General features: G+C 41.3%; 9 protein-coding genes, 1 other RNA gene and 1 pseudogene. 9 read left to right on the top strand and 2 right to left on the bottom strand.

Features of this window, described 5'->3' with window-relative positions; genetic code table 11:
• The first annotated feature begins 60 nt into the window (after positions 1-60).
• On the top strand, positions 61-8,502 hold the full coding sequence (locus EII37_RS03030) for an SIALI-17 repeat-containing surface protein (protein WP_124787543.1): 8,442 nt from the start codon (positions 61-63) through the stop codon (positions 8,500-8,502).
• 228 nt (positions 8,503-8,730) lie between these two features.
• Here the strand turns inward: EII37_RS03030 and pbp1a are convergent, their stop codons facing one another.
• Together pbp1a and recU are read right to left on the bottom strand one after the other, a co-directional pair.
• A complete protein-coding gene (gene pbp1a, locus EII37_RS03025) occupies positions 8,731-10,926 on the bottom strand; it encodes a penicillin-binding protein PBP1A (RefSeq protein WP_124787542.1) in 2,196 nt (731 codons plus the stop codon).
• Positions 10,923-11,519 (bottom strand): Holliday junction resolvase RecU, encoded by a 597-nt coding sequence (recU, locus tag EII37_RS03020; protein ID WP_124787541.1) that lies wholly within the window; start codon positions 11,517-11,519, stop codon positions 10,923-10,925. The genes pbp1a and recU overlap by 4 nt, the downstream gene beginning before the upstream one ends.
• 66 nt (positions 11,520-11,585) lie before the next feature.
• Here recU and EII37_RS03015 point away from each other — a divergent pair, with 66 nt between their 5' ends.
• From EII37_RS03015 to cbpJ, 8 genes and pseudogenes are all read left to right on the top strand, one after another.
• Complete coding sequence (locus EII37_RS03015) at positions 11,586-12,113, top strand: SLOG family protein (protein ID WP_124787540.1); 528 nt, start codon at positions 11,586-11,588, stop codon at positions 12,111-12,113.
• 69 nt (positions 12,114-12,182) lie between these two features.
• Positions 12,183-12,512 carry a cell division regulator GpsB gene (gene gpsB, locus EII37_RS03010; RefSeq protein ID WP_124787539.1) on the top strand — a complete coding sequence of 110 codons (330 nt, stop codon included), beginning with the start codon at positions 12,183-12,185 and terminating at the stop codon, positions 12,510-12,512.
• Positions 12,513-12,532: 20 nt separating this feature from the next.
• An RNA gene (gene rnpB / locus EII37_RS03005) (RNase P RNA component class B) lies at positions 12,533-12,914 on the top strand.
• Between the two features lie 84 nt (positions 12,915-12,998).
• Positions 12,999-14,156 (top strand): class I SAM-dependent RNA methyltransferase, encoded by a 1,158-nt coding sequence (locus EII37_RS03000; protein WP_124787538.1) that lies wholly within the window; start codon positions 12,999-13,001, stop codon positions 14,154-14,156.
• A gap of 12 nt (positions 14,157-14,168) precedes the next feature.
• Positions 14,169-15,599 carry a cell division site-positioning protein MapZ family protein gene (locus EII37_RS02995; RefSeq protein WP_124787537.1) on the top strand — a complete coding sequence of 477 codons (1,431 nt, stop codon included), beginning with the start codon at positions 14,169-14,171 and terminating at the stop codon, positions 15,597-15,599.
• 75 nt (positions 15,600-15,674) lie between these two features.
• Positions 15,675-17,099 carry an NADP-dependent phosphogluconate dehydrogenase gene (gndA, locus tag EII37_RS02990; RefSeq protein ID WP_000158778.1) on the top strand — a complete coding sequence of 475 codons (1,425 nt, stop codon included), beginning with the start codon at positions 15,675-15,677 and terminating at the stop codon, positions 17,097-17,099.
• 11 nt (positions 17,100-17,110) lie between these two features.
• On the top strand, positions 17,111-17,800 hold the full coding sequence (locus tag EII37_RS02985) for a response regulator transcription factor (RefSeq protein ID WP_049493051.1): 690 nt from the start codon (positions 17,111-17,113) through the stop codon (positions 17,798-17,800).
• 100 nt (positions 17,801-17,900) lie between these two features.
• Positions 17,901-18,231, top strand: a pseudogene (cbpJ, locus tag EII37_RS02980) (choline-binding protein CbpJ); the annotation flags it as partial.

The following is an 18,231-nucleotide window of genomic DNA, read 5'->3' as shown; positions in this document are numbered from 1 at the left end:
TTTTTAAATGGGAAATGAGACCGCTTACTCTAATAAGTGGATGAAAGGAATAGGAGAAAAATGGATAGACATTTTTTTGAAAGACGCTGTCACTATAGTATTCGAAAATTTGCAATTGGTGCAGCCTCTGTAATGATCGGTGCCAGTATCTTTGGTGCAAATGTAGTGCAAGCTGCAGAGACAGGTGGAACTCCTGAGAAAGAAGGAACAATCACACAAGCTCAGCCCCTAGATAAGTTGCCAGACGATTTAGCAGCTGTTTTAAAGAAAGCTGAATCAGAAGCAACGGCAGATGCAGGACATGAAGAAAATCATGGAAATACTGTAGGAACAAGTCCTACAGCAACTGAAGAAACAAGCTCAGCAACAAGTCCAACAGCTCCCAAACCAGCTGAGACTCTGAAGCCATCTGAAACACCAAAAGCAGATTCTAAACCTGTAGAACCAGCTACACCTACACTCAAACCAGTTGAAAAGCAGATTGAGGATAGGGAAGACCGTAACCATTTAGAAGGTGCTACAGCCCAAGCTAATAACTATGAAACTGGCACTCCGTATACAGCTGACAAGGCAGTGGACGGTAATCCGGATACTCGCTGGGCAACTAATCAAAATATTGAAAAGCCAACCTTTGAATTAACGCTGCCAAAAACAACATTAATTAGACATGTGGAAATTGATTGGGATCGTCGCGTTCGCAATGGTCAAAATGATCCAAATATCAAATCTTGGAGCCTCTACTATGCAGGTCAAGATGATGTAAATGCTAGTGGAGAAAAACAATGGAAGCTAGCTCATACCAAGACTGGAGAACCTGTTTTAGATGAGAAAGTTGACTTAGCTAATAGTATTCAAGCTAAATATCTCAAGTTAGAAATCAATGACTATCAAGCGGGCACAATGGGCTGGAGAAACGTTGGTATTCAAGAAATTCGAGCTTATTCGAATATTCCTGATACAAGTAAGGTAACGGATATCCGTCAGGTTACAGAATTGACTGTAGCTAAAGATGGACAGTCTCTTGTCTTGCCAACTCTACCAGGAAAAGTCAGTCTTATCGGTAGCAACAAACAAGGTGTGATTGACCTTCAAAATCATATTTATAAACCTTTGACTGATCAACGCGTTAAGGTTATGGTAGAGCAAATTAAAGATTCACATACCTTTACTAAAGAATTTGAAGTAGTCATCAAGGGGCTACATCAGGACGAAGGTGTAGGTGTCAAACCAAAAGTAGCACCAGCTGTTCAACAATGGTATGGAAAAGAAGGTCAATCTTCTATCACTTCAGATACAGTTCTTGCGACAGGAGATTCAGGCTTTGATCAGGCTGCAACCTTCTACCAGTCAGACCTTGCAAGCCGTGGATTGGAACTTGCGACAGGTGACAAGCAGGCTCAAAAACGAATTGAATTTAAAAAAGTTGAAAATAAGGGTTATGGTAAGGAAGGCTATGGCCTCACTATCCAAGATGGTGTCATTACTATCGAAGCTGCAACGAACACAGGGGCCTTCTATGCTACTCGTACTCTTCTTCAAATGGGGGAAAGCAATCTCCAAAATGGAGAAATTCGTGATTTCCCAAGCTTTAGTCACCGTGGCTTTATGCTAGATACAGGTCGTAAATTTATTCCTTATGATACCCTTGTAGACATCATGCTCAACATGGCTTACTACAAGATGAACGACTTGCAGTTGCACCTCAACGATAACTATATCTTCCTAAAGGAACACTTGGCAGGTAAGAACCTAACACAAGAAGAAGAGCTTAAGTATGTTCTAGAACATGCTAAGACAGGTTTCCGTGTAGAGACAGATATTGTCGGTAAGAATGGTCAAAAATTAACATCAGATGAGCACTATACTAAAGAAGAGATGCAAAATCTGATTAAACTTGCTAAGGCCTTGCATATCAATCTAGTTCCAGAAATTGACACACCAGGTCATGCTCTGTCATTTGTCAAAGTTCGCCCTGACCTCATGTATCAAGGTAGCCTGAGCGATTACAGAGGTAAACATAACGTAGAGCGCGTAGCTATGCTCGATCTAGATAATAAATACGATGAAACGCTGACTTTTGTCAAATCAGTTTATGACAAACTTCTTGATGGTCCAGATGCACCACTTCATGGGGTATCTACTGTTCATATCGGAACGGATGAATACTACGGAAGTAGAGAAAGCTATCGTCGTTATGTCAATGACCTTATTAAATACATTAAAGGGAAAGGCTATACACCTCGTATTTGGGGATCGCTCAGTGCGAAACGAGGTAAAACAGCTGTTGATTGGAAAGATGTAGAAGTTGATATCTGGAGTATTGGCTGGCAGCAACCAAAAGAAGCTATTGCTCAGGGAGCTAAGATTATTAATATCACAGATATCCCAACATATAGCGTTCCGAATGGAGATAATCGTCAAGCTGCTTATGGTGATTATGCTAACTATGAAACTCAATATAATGGTTGGACACCAAACGATTTCCGAACAGGTCATGGTCCACTTCTAGAAGCATCAAATCCAAATATAATTGGTGGTGGCCACGCAGTTTGGAATGACAATATCGACCTTCATGAGACAGGTTTGACATCTTATGATATCTTTAAACGCTTCTTCAAGAGCATGCAAACAACTGCAGAACGCACTTGGGGATCTGACCGTGCGGCAGCGACATTTGCAGAACGTATCCTACCAGCGAGCCCTTATGCGCCACAGTCAAATCCTGACAGAGCGATTAATCAAAGTGATTTGTTTACTATCAATCCTGAAACTGTGAAGAATTATGCAAGTAAGAAGGTGAAGACAAGCGATCAGGGATTGGCTTTTGAGAAAGATAGCAGTATCGAAGGCCTGGCAGGTGACGTCGGTCCAAGTCATGTCTTGAAGTTTGATGTAACTGTCACTGGAGACGGTGAACAAACCTTCTCAACAAGTGGAGATAACCGTATCTATCTAGCTGATAAAGACGGCTATCTTGCTTATCAATTTGAACAGTTCCATATCCAGTTCAAGAAAAAACTTGAAAAGAACAAACGTTATAAAATCTCTATTGTGACTAAACCACAATCAACGGAATTCTATGTGGATGGTGAGAAGATTGAACGTATCGCAAATCCAGCTCACCCTCGCTTTGCCCACAATAGCTTGGTTCTACCGCTTGAAAGTATCGGTGGTTTCAAAGGAATCTTACATAGTGCAGAGTTGTCAGATAAACCATTTGTAAATCCTCGTTTGATTCCAACAGATCATTTCACAGTTTCTGCAACTAGTCAAGAAACACCAGGAACAGCGACTGAAGGCACTGTTGAAAAAGCCTTTGACAATGATCCAAACACCTTCTGGCATACTAAATGGACTGGTGATACTGCTCCGTACACTCTTTCTATGACTTTGAAAGAAGCAGAAAAAGTCAATGGTTTGACTTATCTCCCACGTCCAGGTGGTGGAAATGGAGTCGTGACTCGCTACGAGATCTATGCACAAAAAGATGGCCAAATGGTCAAGGTTTCAGAAGGAAACTGGGACAACAATACCCAAGAAAAAACAGTCAACTTTGCTCCTGTTCAGACTAACAAGGTTGAGTTGAAAGTTCTAGCAGGTGTTGGGGGCTTTGCAAGTGCAGCTGAAGTTCATCTATTGAAACCTATCAAAGAGGGACAAGAAACACCAGCACAACCATCTACACCTGAAACTCCAAAGGTAGAGCAAACAGGTGATGGAACAGTTGAACTACCGGATCAATTTACTGCAAGCAAACCAGCTAGCGAAGATAGCATTGCGGCTGCCAGCAAGAGCGCAGATTATCTCAAGAAAGAGTACAAGGTCTTTCCAACTCCACAAAAAGTGACTTATGGAGAAGGAGTAACAGCTCTTCGTAAGCAGGTCAATCTGGTAATGGGAGATCAACTCGATGTCTATACTCGTAATCGCTTGAAGAGTGTCTTGCAGGACAATCAAGTATCCTACACTACTAGTAAATCAGCAGTTGCTGGCGCAACGAATATCTATCTTGGAGTACATGGACGAGGAACACAAGCAGAACAAAACTTGTCTAATGTTTCAGCGGGTCTCTTTGACAAAATTGATGCTTATGCTCTGACCATCAAGGACAACTCAATTTCCATCGTCGGAAAAGACACAGATGCGGTCTTCTATGGTTTGACAACCTTGAAACACATGCTCAAGGAAAGTCAAGTTCCAGTTCTTCGCAATGTGACAGTGGAAGATTACGCTGAAATCAAGAACCGTGGTTTCATCGAAGGTTACTATGGAAATCCATGGTCTAATGCAGATCGTGCTGAACTCATGCGTTTTGGTGGCGATTTGAAATTGACCCAATACTTCTTCGCACCAAAAGATGATCCATACCACAACAAGAAATGGCGTGAACTTTACCCAGAAGAAAAACTAGCTGAAATTCGTGAACTTGCTCGCGTCGGAAATCAAAGTAAAACTCGCTATGTATGGACTATCCATCCATTCATGAACAACCGTATCCGCTTTGGTAATGAAGCGCATTACCAAGAAGATTTGGCAACCATCAAGGCTAAATTTACCCAGTTGATGAAAGTGGGTGTCCGTGAATTTGGTATTCTAGCCGATGATGCACCAAGCCCAGTTGGAGGCTACAATAGCTACAACCGCTTGATGCAGGATATGACCAACTGGTTGACAGAAATGCAAGGAACTTATAGCGGTCTGCGCAAAGAAATGATCTTTGTACCTGGTCAGTATTGGGGTAATGGGCGTGAAGCAGAGTTGAAATCTCTAAATGAAAATCTTCCAAGTTCAACCTCTATGACTTTGACGGGTGGTAAGATTTGGGGTGAAGTTTCTGAAGGTTTCTTATCAACTCTCAAGAACAATCTAACTGCAGGTGGTAAAACTTATCGTCCAGTATCACTTTGGGTGAACTGGCCAGTTACAGATAACTCTAAACAACACTTGATTCTAGGTGGTGGTGAAAAATTCCTTCATCCAAATGTAGATCCAAGCTTGCTGTCTGGTATCATGTTGAATCCAATGCAACAATCTGAACCATCTAAGATTGCCCTCTTTGCTGGAGCTCAATATACATGGAAACAGTGGAAATCAGAAGAAGAAGCTAAGAAACTCAATGACATTGCCTTCAACTTTGTTGAAAATGGTCATTTTGAAGATAGCAAGGTATCAGCAGCCTTCCGCGAACTCGGTAAGCACATGATCAACCAAAACATGGACGGTCGTGTCGTTAAACTAGAAGAATCAGTTGAATTAGCTCCAAAATTGACAGACTTCATGACTAAGCTCAAAGCGGGTCAGGATGTAACTGCAGAGCGTGTAGCCTTGCGTGCAGAATTTGCCAAGATTAAAGAAGCAGCTGAACTTTATAAAGCATCAGGTGATCAAAAAATGGTTGCACAAATCCACTATTGGTTGGATAATGCAATCGACCAAATGAATGCCCTTGATGCCTTCCTAACAGGAACAGAGGCTATGACTACAAATGATGCAGCCAAACTTTGGGACAGCTACTATAAAGGTTTGAAATTGTATGAACAGTCTCAAACTCATACCTTCCATTATGTAGACCATCTTGAAAAGGCTGAATTGGGTGTTCAACATATCCGTCCATTTATCCTATCTTTGAAAGAAGTTCTAGCGTCTGAAGTTCAAAAAGTCTTGCACCCTGACAAAATCATCAGCACCTTTATTACCAATCGAACAGGTGTAGAAGGTGGTTTGGCAGAAGTAACGGATGGTGACTTGGCAACTCATGCCTTGATTAAATCACCAAGTAGTATCAAGACAGGTGATTATATCGGTATGAAATTCAACAAACCGGTAGATATCCAAACCTTGACCTTTGCTATGGGAACTCAGGCAAATCCACGTGATACCTTTAGTAAGGCTGAAGTGCAGTATTTGGATGAAAATGATAACTGGGTAACCTTGAAAGAGCCAAGCTATGTCGGAAATGAATCTCTTCTTAAATTTGAGAATCTCCATATTAAGGCTAAGGCAGTTCGTATGGTTGCGACAGAAGATCGTGAAAATACCTGGTTTGCGGTTCAGGAAATTGCAGTCAACCGTCCAGTTGAAAAAGCACGTGGCCAACAAGCGACGACAGTTAGTCTTAGCTCAAACTTAGTTTACAAGCTAAATACCTCAGCCCGTCAAATCACTGATGGCAAGGACAATACAGAAGCCATGATGGCAAATGCTGACGGCAGCAATACGACCCCAGTAGATGCCTGGGCACAACTTGACCTAGGTGAAGTTAAGTCAGTGACTAAAGTTCGTCTTCGCCAAGGAACTGATGATAAACTTGCCACAGGTGTACTTGAGTACTCTACAGATGGAATTGCATGGCAAGAATTAGATCGTTTGGCAGGAGAACAAACTAAGGAAGTGACTAGAGCTATCAATGCTCGTTACATCCGAGTGCGAAATACCAAGGCAAGTGACATTTGGTGGCGTATCCAAGACTTCTCTGTTGAGACACGTTCTGGAAATAGCGATTTAACAGACACCAACGTGGATGCCTTGAAGGAAACACCAGTAGTGGATAGCTTGGGTAGTTACGAGCTTCAAATTCCAGCTGGAACCAAACTTCCTGCAAATAGCTATCTAGGTATGAAGCTTGATCGTATCCATCAAGTCAAGAGCATCCAGCTCCAAGGCCAGGCCAACCCAGCCCTAAGTTTAGAGTACTCTGCAAATGCTCAAGAATGGACACCAGCTAGCCAGTTGACAGACAGAACTGTTGCAACACACTTGGTACGTTACGTTCGTCTTGTGAATAAAACAGATCAAGAACAAGACCTGCCATCAACTTCTCTCCTTGTAACGACTAAAGAAGTGCAACCAACCAAACTAGAATCTACAACTATGGGCATTCATCCAACATACGGAAGAAATGATGTTCGTAAGATTAATAACCTAGATCAATTGTTTGATGGTGTCTACAACAACTTCGTTGAGTTTTCAGACTATGCCCATAAAGATGGCCATGTAACCTTGAAACTTGGTAGCGAACGCACTATCAAGAAGATCAGAGCTTACATCCAAGACGGAACTCAAAACTATCTTCGTGATGGTAAAATCCAAGTCAGCCAAGACGGTAAAACTTGGACGGATGTTGTGACAGTGGGAGATGGTGTAGCCAATAGTACACACGATGATTCATTGACAGATGGTTGGACACATGATTCTAAGATGCCAGGAAATCGCTATATCGAGGGTGAATTGACGACACCAGTCAAAGCAAACTATCTTCGTGTCCTCTATACAGCTGACTATGATGCTCGTTTTGTAGGATTTACAGAATTGGTGATCAATGATGGCGAATTTGTCAAACCAATCAATGATCCAACTGTAGAAGGAAACGGTGGTGAAAGCCGAGGCAACTTCTATACTAATCTCGTAGACGGAAAAGTCTTGACTAGCTACAAGGCGGAAAATGATAAGGGTGAATTGGTTTACCACTTGTCAGAACCAACCAATGCCAACCATCTACGCCTTGTTTCAAGCCTTCCTGAAGGAGTGAAAGCACGAGTTCAAGCGAGAACACTCAAGGATGGTCAAGAAAGTTGGACAGATCTTGGTGCCATTACATCTAGTCTCCAAACCTTTGCTATTCGAAATGGTGGTTCTCTTCTAGATGTTAAATTGGTATGGGAAGGTGGCAAGGCTGAGTTTTATGAATTGGCGAGCTTCTATCAAGAATTGACAGAAGAACCTGTTCAATCAAGCAAGGGTGAAGAACCAGCACCAGTGCTTGAGGTACCTGAATTTACAGGTGGTGTGAATGCAGTTGAAGTCTTGGTACATGAGCTTCCAGCCTACACAGGCCTAGTAGCAACAGTAGGCGATCAAGCCGCTCCAACAGTAGAGCAACCAGAGTTCAAGGGTGGAGTCAATGCAGTTGAAGCTTTGGTCAATGAGCTACCAGCTTATACAGGCCCAGTAGCAACAGTAGGCGATCAAGTTGCACCGACAGTAGAAAAACCAGAGTTCCAAGGTGGAGTCAACTCTGTTATGGCCTTGAAACATGAATTACCAGAGTACACAGGTCAGGTATCAACCGTAGGCGACCAACCAACTCCAACAGTAGAGAAAGCAGAGTTCAAGGGTGGAGTCAACTCCGTTATGGCCTTGAAACATGAGCTTCCAGAGTACACAGGCCCATTGTCAACCGTAGGTGACCAACCAGCACCGACAGTAGAAAAACCAGAGTTCCAAGGTGGAGTCAACTCTGTTATGGCCTTGAAACATGAGCTTCCAGAGTACACAGGTCAATTATCAACCGTAGGTGACCAACTAGCACCGACAGTAGAAAAACCAGAGTTTAAACTAAGTTCGTTAGAAAAAGCTCAGACTCCAGAAGCACCAGTTCAAGTTGCCAAGGAAGACAAGAGATTGCCAGAAACTGGTGAAAAACAGTCAGAAACAGCTATTTTCTTGGCAAGTGTTGGACTAGCTCTATCTGCTATCTTTGTAGCAAAAAGTAAAAAAGATTAGTTGTGTATGACAATTAAACTCTTTCTTAATAGTATTCTAAACCAGTGGAGTTTATAGAACAAAAAAACCTGAGAAGTAAAATTGGCATTCTCAGGTTTTTCTGTTCTAATTATTGATTTAACAAAGAAAAGATTGAAAAACCACCCAATTTTGAACTGCACCCCAAAAGTTAGACAGAAAAAATCTAACTTTTTGGGGTCAGTACATTTTTTTTGGGTGGTTAGTAATTTATTGTTGAGCTGGCTTAGGATTTTGGTTAGGCTGACCTTGATTGGTACTTGGTTGTTGTGTTACCGTATTCTCATTGGTTCCAGCATTAGGAGTAGCTGTATTTGCATTTGCATTTGGATTTGCGTTTGCGTTTGGTGTCGTTACACTTGACTGAGAGGTTGAGGTCTCTGGAGTCTGACTCGCAGGAGCGGGTGTAGAACTTTGTTGAGTAGCAGGAGCAGTCCATGTAGGACGAGCACCGTTCTTAAAGACATATTCTCCACTTCGATATAAGCCCTCAGGCATAGTCCAATCTCCAGGATGATTATCTTCAGAAAGATAAGTCATCATTGAGCGGTACACCTTGGCTGCAACATAGAAGCCATCACCAACAATAGGAGTAAGACGATTTGAGTAACCCGTCCATATAGCCATCGAATATTTACGAGTATAGCCGACAAACATTTCATCTGGGGCAACATAGCCTGAGTTTTTGATATATTTCTCAATTTCTTCATCTGTATAGTTTGATGTACCAGTTTTACCAGCTTGAGGTAGCCATGGAAGATAGGCACCACGACCTGTTCCGTATGCTAAAACAGTTTTCATCATTTCTGTCATCATATAGGCAGTCGTCTCTTTCATAGCCCGAGTGCCAGGGTCAGAAAATTCTTTTGAGCTACCGTCACTAAAGACAATCTTGTTAACGTACATTGGTTTATGGTAGATACCACCATTCGCAAAAGCTGCGTAGGCGGCTGCCATTTTCTCACTACTTGCTCCGTACTGTTTGTTGGATTCAGTTGTATTACTAGAGATAGCATTCGCATAGTGCATACTTGGATAATCAATACCAAGTCCGTTTAGGAAGGTTTTTGCTTTATCTAAACCGACCTTATTAAGAGTTTCAACCGCTGTGACATTACGTGATTGTTGAAGAGCATACTGGATAGTAATATTTCCAAAGTAACCTTTATCCCAGTTGTAAACAGGTGTATTTGTGCCAGGATAATTATAAGGTACATCGTGAACAGTTGAAGCAGTTGAATCGTAGATACCGTATTCTAAGGCAGGAGCATAGTCTGTGATAGGTTTCATAGTAGAACCCCAGTCACGGTTGGTTTCAACGGCTTGGTTGACTCCGAAAGATACATTACTTGATTGGTGACGGGCACCTAACTGAGCAATGACTTTACCATTTGTTACATCTACGATAGTTGAAGCTACTTGGAGTTCATCATCAGGATAATTAACGTATTCATCAGTATTGTAAATATCCCAGAGATGTTGTTGAACTTCGGTGTCAACATTGGTGTAGACTTCCATACCAGTAGTTAGAAGGTTGTAGCCAGTTTCTTGTTCTACTTGATCAATTACTTCTTTAAGGTAATTGTCCATGTAAGCAGGATAGCTATTACCAGATTTTAGGCTTTGTAGACCTTCAGTAATTGGTGTGTTGATTGCTTTTTCATATTGCTCTGCTGTGATGAATCCTTGACCCTTCATCTCAGATAGGACAAGATTACGTCGTTCCTGAGCTACTTCAGGATGAGAGTATGGGTCATACTGATTTGGAGCCTGAGGCATTCCGGCGAGGAGTGCTAACTGCGGTAAGTTCAAATCTTTAAGATCTTTCCCGTAGTAGTTCTGTGCAGCAGTTTGCATTCCATAGTTACCGTTTGACATGTAGACCTTATTAATGTAGTAGGTTAGGATTTCTTGTTTCGTAGCTTTTTGCTCTAGTTGAACAGCTAGCCAAGCTTCCTGAGCTTTACGTGATAAGGTTTGATCGGCAGTTGAAGTAGAGAAATAAGTCAACTTAATCAATTGCTGAGTTAAGGTTGAAGCTCCTTGGAGTCCCCCTCCACCTCGGAGATTTCTCAATGCTGCCCCAAGAATACGAATAGTATCAACTCCACGGTGATTAAAGAAACGATGGTCCTCAATAGAAGTAATAGCATTAACTAATTCCGTTGGAATTTCATTTGATTGCGCATTGACACGGCGTTCTGCTCCAAGATCGGCAATCAGTTCGTCTTTGCTATCGTATATCTTACTTGAGGTTGTCGCGACTAGTTTACTTTCGGACAGAGACGGAGCCTTGCTAACATAGTAGAGAAAAAGCCCTCCGCCTAGGACAACAGCTGCGATAAATACAGTTAAGAAGCCGATGCTTATATACTTAGCTATTCGCAGGATAGTTTGTTTGTTCATCTTGTTTTACCACCTAGTAAATGTTCTTTGATAATGTCGAGATAGGGAATTTGAGGAAAGGCGCCTTGCTCAATCAAATATCCATATTCTTGAATATATCCAAGTGGCATTGACTTTTGTCCCTTATCTTGATGATAGAAACGAATCAAGTCAATAGCCGGCAATAAATAAGTTTCTTGCTGAGAAGAAAAGTGCAGGAGCACAAAGCAAATTCCTTGCTGGGCAAGGACTTGTTCCATGTGTTGAATCTGGTGAAGGTGAAAATTCTTCATCGGAATCGCATGTTTCTGCCTAGTTTCCTTAACTTCAAAGTCGATGTAGTATCCATCATAAACACCTGAATAGTCAGTAGTTGAAGCTTGTCTAAAGTAGGCTTCGACAATCTTTGCTCGACTTCGTTGTGGATAATCGACACGAACGATTTGGATGGGAGTGGGTTTCTTGTGGATAACAGCCAGTCCATGAGACAAGTAGTAGTCGTTCGTGGCATTAATCATCTTTTCAAAGGACATTCCTCTATTAGCGAAATTTTTAGTTTTGGATAGAGGAGTGTTTCTTTTTGATGATAAAATTTTATGAGGATAGTTGACCATAATTCTCCTTATTGGTACAATAACATCACTCTATTATATCATAAAATTACAAAGAAAGGGTTAAAAATGACTACAGCTTTAATTTTAGGATACTCAGCTTTTGATCTGGGACTTTATAATGATAAAGATCCTCGGTTGAAAGTGATAAAAAAAGCGATTCAAAAAGATTTAGAATCTATGGCTCAAGAAGGTGTGACGTGGCTTGTATTCACAGGAAATCTAGGATTCGAATACTGGGTATTAGAAGTAGCTCGAGAGATGAAAGAAGATTATGGCTTTCAGCTGGCGACAATATTTGATTTTGAAACTCATGGAAGTAATTGGAATGAAGCTAACCAAATAAAATTAAGTGAGTTCAAACAAGTTGATTTTGTAAAATATGCCTATTCAAAGTATGAACATAAGGGACAATTACGAGATTATCAACATTTTCTACTAGAAAACACGGATGAATCTTATCTATTTTATGATGAAGAAAATGAGACAAAATTACGGCATTTTTATCAAATGATGAAAAATCAAGAGAACTATTTTACAAGAAGGTTAACTTTTGAATCCTTAAATGAAATGGCAGAAAATTTTTCTGAAAAGTAAGCCTTTGACCTTGATTTTTGTTTGCCTTTTTTTATATAATAATACTAGCAACCGAGAATGGAGAGGGACATGGCAAGTATTATTTTTTCAGCAAAAGATATTTTTGAGCAAGAGTTTGGACGTGAGGTCCGTGGATATAGTAAGGTTGAAGTTGATGAATTTTTGGACGATGTCATCAAGGACTATGAGACTTATGCAGCTTTGGTTAAATCACTACGTCAGGAGATAGCTGATTTGAAGAGTGAATTATCTAGTAAACCGCAGGTTACTACACCTCAGCCGGATTCAATTGAGGTAACAAGCTCTACTTCAGTAACAAATTTTGATATTTTAAAACGCTTAAATCGACTTGAAAAAGAAGTGTTTGGTAAACAAATCTTAGATAATCAAGATTTATAATAGAATTATGGATGAGTGCAATTTTTGGATAATCGCGTGAGGAGAATTGCTTTTCATGAGGAAAGTCCATGCTAGCACAGGCTGTGATGCCTGTAGTGTTTGTGCTAGGCGAAACCATAAGCCTAGGGACGAGAAATCGTTACGGCAGTTGAAATGGCTAAGTCCTTGGATAGGTCAGAGTAGGCTTGAAAGTGCCACAGTGACGGAGTCTTTCTGGAAACAGAGAGAGTGGAACGCGGTAAACCCCTCAAGCTAGCAACCCAAATTTCGGTCGGGGCATGGAGTACACGGAAACGAACGTAGTACTCTGACTGCTATCAGCTGTAGGCTGTTAGTGGTAGACAGATGATTATCGAAGGAAGTGGTCCTAGTCACTTCTGGAACAAAACATGGCTTATAGAAAATTGCATATAGGTTGGGGCTGAGAAATCTTTCTCAACCTCATTTTTTAAAGTGAACAAAAGAAAGGTCTTACAAGACTGTAAAATGAAAAAAGAATTTAATTTAATCGCGACTGCTGCAGCAGGTCTTGAAGCTGTTGTGGGACGAGAAGTGAGAGAGTTGGGCTATGATTGTCAGGTTGAAAACGGCCGTGTTCGTTTTCAAGGAGATGCAAGAGCAATTATCGAAACCAACCTCTGGCTTCGGGCAGCAGATCGTATCAAGATTATCGTAGGAACGTTCCCAGCTAAGACTTTTGAAGAGTTGTTTCAGGGAGTTTTCGCCTTAGATTGGGAAAATTATTTACCGCTTGGGGCTCGTTTTCCGATTTCAAAAGCCAAATGTGTTAAATCTAAACTTCACAATGAGCCAAGTGTACAGGCTATTTCAAAGAAGGCTGTTGTCAAGAAATTACAAAAACACTATGCTCGCCCAGAAGGTGTTCCTCTGATGGAGAATGGTCCAGAGTTTAAGATTGAGGTCTCTATTCTTAAAGACATAGCAACTGTCATGATTGATACGACAGGGACTAGCCTCTTTAAACGTGGTTATCGTACGGAAAAGGGTGGCGCTCCTATCAAGGAAAACATGGCGGCAGCCATTTTACAACTTTCTAACTGGTATCCAGATAAGCCTTTGATTGATCCGACCTGTGGTTCAGGAACTTTCTGTATCGAGGCAGTTATGATTGCTAGAAAGATGGCACCAGGACTTCGTCGCTCTTTTGCATTTGAGGAATGGAACTGGATTAGCGATCGACTGATTCAAGAAGTGCGTACAGAAGCAGCTAAGAAAGTGGATCGTGAACTGGAACTGGATATCATGGGATGTGATATCGATGCACGTATGGTGGAAATTGCTAAGGCTAATGCCCAGGCGGCAGGGGTTGCAGGAGATATTACCTTTAAGCAGATGCGCGTGCAGGATTTACGTTCCGATAAAATCAATGGAGTTATTATCTCTAACCCGCCTTATGGTGAACGCTTGTCAGATGATGCAGGGGTTACCAAGCTTTATGCTGAGATGGGTCAAGTATTTGCACCACTGAAAACGTGGAGCAAGTTTATCCTAACTAGCGATGAAGCCTTTGAGACCAAGTACGGTAGTCAAGCGGATAAGAAGCGTAAGTTGTACAATGGGACCTTAAAAGTTGATTTGTATCAATATTTTGGTCAGCGTGTTAAACGCCAAGAAGTGAAGTAGAAAGGATAAGATATGGACCAGAAAAGACGTGATCGGCATGAGAAACATGATCAAGAGCCACAATTTGATTTTGATGACGCTAAAGATTTGACAGTAGGTCAAGTTATTCGTAAGAATGAGGAAGTTGAAGCTGGGGTGCTTCCAGAAGATAGTATTCTAGACAAATATATAAAGCAACATCGTGAAGAGATTGAAGCAGATAAGTTTGAAACACGACAGTTCAAAAAAGAAGAGCTAGCAGCCACTCAAAGTTTAGAGGAATTGATTCAAGCAGTTCGAGAAACGAGTGATACTACTGCAGATGAGGAGTTAGGAGAAGAATCTTCTATAGATGCTACAGACACAAATAGTTCAGACTTTGTTTTGCCTCCTCTAGAGGAAAAAAGTCAAAAGATAGAACCTCTAGTTGTAACTAAGGAAGGTGTTGATGAAGATGACGAGGTCCAAGAAGATGAGACAGTTTTACTGTCGAGAGCTACTGCCATAGAGACAGAAACAGAAGCAGATTCTATAAAGAAACGAGTGATGATCATCGCTTCAGTACTGATTGTAATTGTTATCCTGCTGGGGAGCTATTTTGTCTACCGTCAAATCTCACGCTCAAACCAAGAGATACAATCTTCACAATCAGCTTCAACCGACCAAGCTACGCAAACAGCATTACAAGAGTTTAATACTCTCTATGATGCCTTCTATACAGATAGCAACAAAACGGCTTTGAAAAATAGTCAGTTTGATAAGCTGAGCCAACTTAAAACCTTGCTTGATAAGTTGGAGGGTAGTCGTGAATATACGCTTGCAAAATCTAAGTATGACAGCCTTGAAACGCAAATTAAGGCTATTCAAAATGTAAATGCTCAATTTGAGAAGCCAGCTATTGTTGATGGTGTTTTGGACACTAACGCTAAAGCTAAATCGGATGCTAAATTTACAGATATTAAAACTGGAAATACGGAGCTTGATAAATTACTAGATAAGGCTATTAGTCTAGGTAAGAGTCAACAAACAGCTCCTTCAAGCTCAAGTCAAGAAAGTTCAAGTTCATCAACAGAGAGCTCTACAGGCAACACAGGTCCATCTTCAAGCGCCTCATCAAACAATTCAGTTTCTGCACGTGATGATAGCCATGGCGGTTTATCAAGTTCTGGAGTTGACCTCCAGAGAGCTTCGAGTCGTGTGCCGTTCAATCAATCGGCTGTTGATGATAGCAATAACTCTGCTTGGGATTTCGCGGATGGTGTTTTGGAACAAATCCTAGCGACTTCACGCTCACGTGGTTATATCACTGGAAACCAATACATCCTTGAACGTGTTAATATCGTTAATGGCAATGGTTATTACAACCTCTACAAGCCAGATGGAACCTATCTCTTTACCCTTAACTGTAAGACAGGATACTTTGTTGGAAATGGTTCTGGACATGCGGATGCTTTGGACTACTAAGCAGTCGTTACAAAATTCTTTCTTTTCAAAAGTAAAAATGATAAAATAAAACAAATCAAATAAGAGGAGTGTCAAATGACAAAAGCTAACTTTGGTGTCGTAGGTATGGCCGTAATGGGTCGTAACCTTGCCCTTAATATTGAATCTCGTGGTTACACAGTTGCTATCTACAACCGTAGTAAAGAAAAAACGGAAGATGTAATTGCTTGCCATCCTGAAAAGAACTTTGTACCAAGCTATGACGTGGAAAGTTTTGTAAACTCAATCGAAAAACCTCGTCGTATCATGCTGATGGTTCAAGCTGGACCTGGTACAGATGCTACTATCCAAGCCCTTCTTCCACATCTTGACAAGGGTGATATCTTGATTGACGGCGGAAACACTTTCTACAAAGATACAATCCGTCGTAATGAAGAATTGGCAAACTCAGGTATCAACTTTATTGGTACTGGGGTCTCTGGTGGTGAAAAAGGTGCCCTTGAAGGTCCTTCTATCATGCCTGGTGGACAAAAAGAAGCATACGAATTGGTTGCGGATGTTCTTGAAGAAATCTCAGCTAAAGCACCAGAAGATGGTAAACCATGTGTGACTTACATCGGTCCTGATGGAGCTGGTCACTATGTGAAAATGGTTCACAACGGTATCGAGTATGGTGATATGCAATTGATCGCAGAAAGCTATGACTTGATGCAACACTTGCTAGGCCTTTCTGCAGAAGATATGGCTGAAATCTTTACTGAGTGGAACAAGGGTGAATTGGACAGCTACTTGATCGAAATCACAGCTGATATCTTGAGCCGTAAAGACGATGAAGGTCAAGATGGACCAATCGTAGACTACATTCTTGATGCCGCAGGTAACAAGGGAACTGGTAAATGGACTAGCCAATCATCACTTGACCTTGGTGTGCCATTGTCACTCATCACTGAGTCAGTATTTGCACGTTACATTTCAACTTACAAAGAAGAACGTGTACATGCTAGCAAGGTTCTTCCAAAACCAGCTGCCTTCAAATTTGAAGGAGACAAGGCTGAGTTGATTGAAAAAATCCGTCAAGCTCTTTACTTCTCAAAAATCATTTCATACGCACAAGGTTTTGCTCAATTGCGTGTAGCTTCTAAAGAAAATAACTGGAACTTGCCATTTGCAGACATCGCATCTATCTGGCGTGATGGCTGTATCATCCGTTCTCGTTTCTTGCAAAAGATTACAGATGCTTACAACCGTGATGCAGACCTTGCTAACCTTCTTTTGGATGAATACTTCTTGGATGTCACTGCTAAGTACCAACAAGCAGTGCGTGATATCGTAGCTCTTGCGGTTCAAGCTGGTGTGCCAGTGCCAACCTTCTCAGCAGCTATTACTTACTTTGATAGCTACCGTTCAGCTGACCTTCCAGCTAACTTGATCCAAGCGCAACGTGACTACTTTGGTGCCCACACTTACCAACGTAAAGACAAAGAAGGAACCTTCCACTACTCCTGGTATGACGAAAAATAAGTAGGTCTGCCATGGGGAAACGGATTTTATTACTTGAGAAAGAACGAAATCTAGCTCATTTTTTAAGTTTGGAACTCCAAAAAGAGCAATACCGAGTTGATCAGGTTGAGGAGGGGCAAAAGGCCCTCTCCATGGCTCTTCAGACAGACTATGACTTGATTTTATTGAATGCTCAACTGGGGGATATGACAGCCCAGGATTTTGCAGACAAGCTGAGTCGGACTAAGCCAGCCTCCGTGATCATGGTCTTGGACCATCGCGAAGAATTGCAAGATCAGATTGAGACAATCCAACGCTTTGCCGTTTCTTACATCTATAAGCCGGTTATTATTGACAATTTGGTGGCTCGTATTTCAGCGATTTTCCGAGGTCGGGACTTTATCGACCAACACTGTAGTCAGATGAAGGTTCCAACGTCTTACCGCAATCTGCGTATGGATGTAGAACATCATACCGTTTATCGTGGCGAGGAGATGATTGCTTTGACTCGTCGTGAGTATGACCTCTTGGCTACTCTTATGGGAAGCAAGAAAGTTCTGACTCGTGAGCAGTTGTTGGAAAGTGTCTGGAAGTATGAAAGTGCGACCGAAACAAATATCGTGGATGTCTATATCCGTTATCTACGTAGCAAGCTTGATGTAAAAGGTCAAAAAAGCTACATTAAAACAGTTCGTGGTGTTGGTTACACCATGCAAGAATAGAAAAGCAGTTGCAGTTTTGTAACTGCTTTTTTTGAGGGGTTTTCTATATATTGACATGCAGTTTGCTCTTTGCTATAATCAGTTATGGAGGATATGTCTAATGAAAATAATAAAAAAATTGATGCAAATTGCATTAGCAGTCTTTTTCTTTGGTTTGCTAGCAACAAGTGCAGTATTGGCGGATGATGCTGATTCAGAAGGCTGGCAATTTGTCCAAGAAAATGGTAGAACCTACTACAAGAAGGGGGACCTAAAAGAAACCTACTGGCGAGTGATTGATGGGAAGTACTATTATTTTGATCCTTTATCTGGAGAGATGGTGGTCGGCTGGCAATATATACCGTTTCCATCTAAAGGTAGTACAATTGGTCCTTACCCTAATGGTATAAGATTAGAAGGTTCCCCAATGCCAGAATGGTACTACTTTGACA

This window comes from Streptococcus sp. OH4692_COT-348 (assembly GCF_003859975.1).
In the GTDB taxonomy this organism is placed as follows: Bacteria; Bacillota; Bacilli; order Lactobacillales; family Streptococcaceae; genus Streptococcus.
Note: the sequence above shows the minus strand (reverse complement) of the source record. Positions and strands in the feature narration are given on the sequence as shown.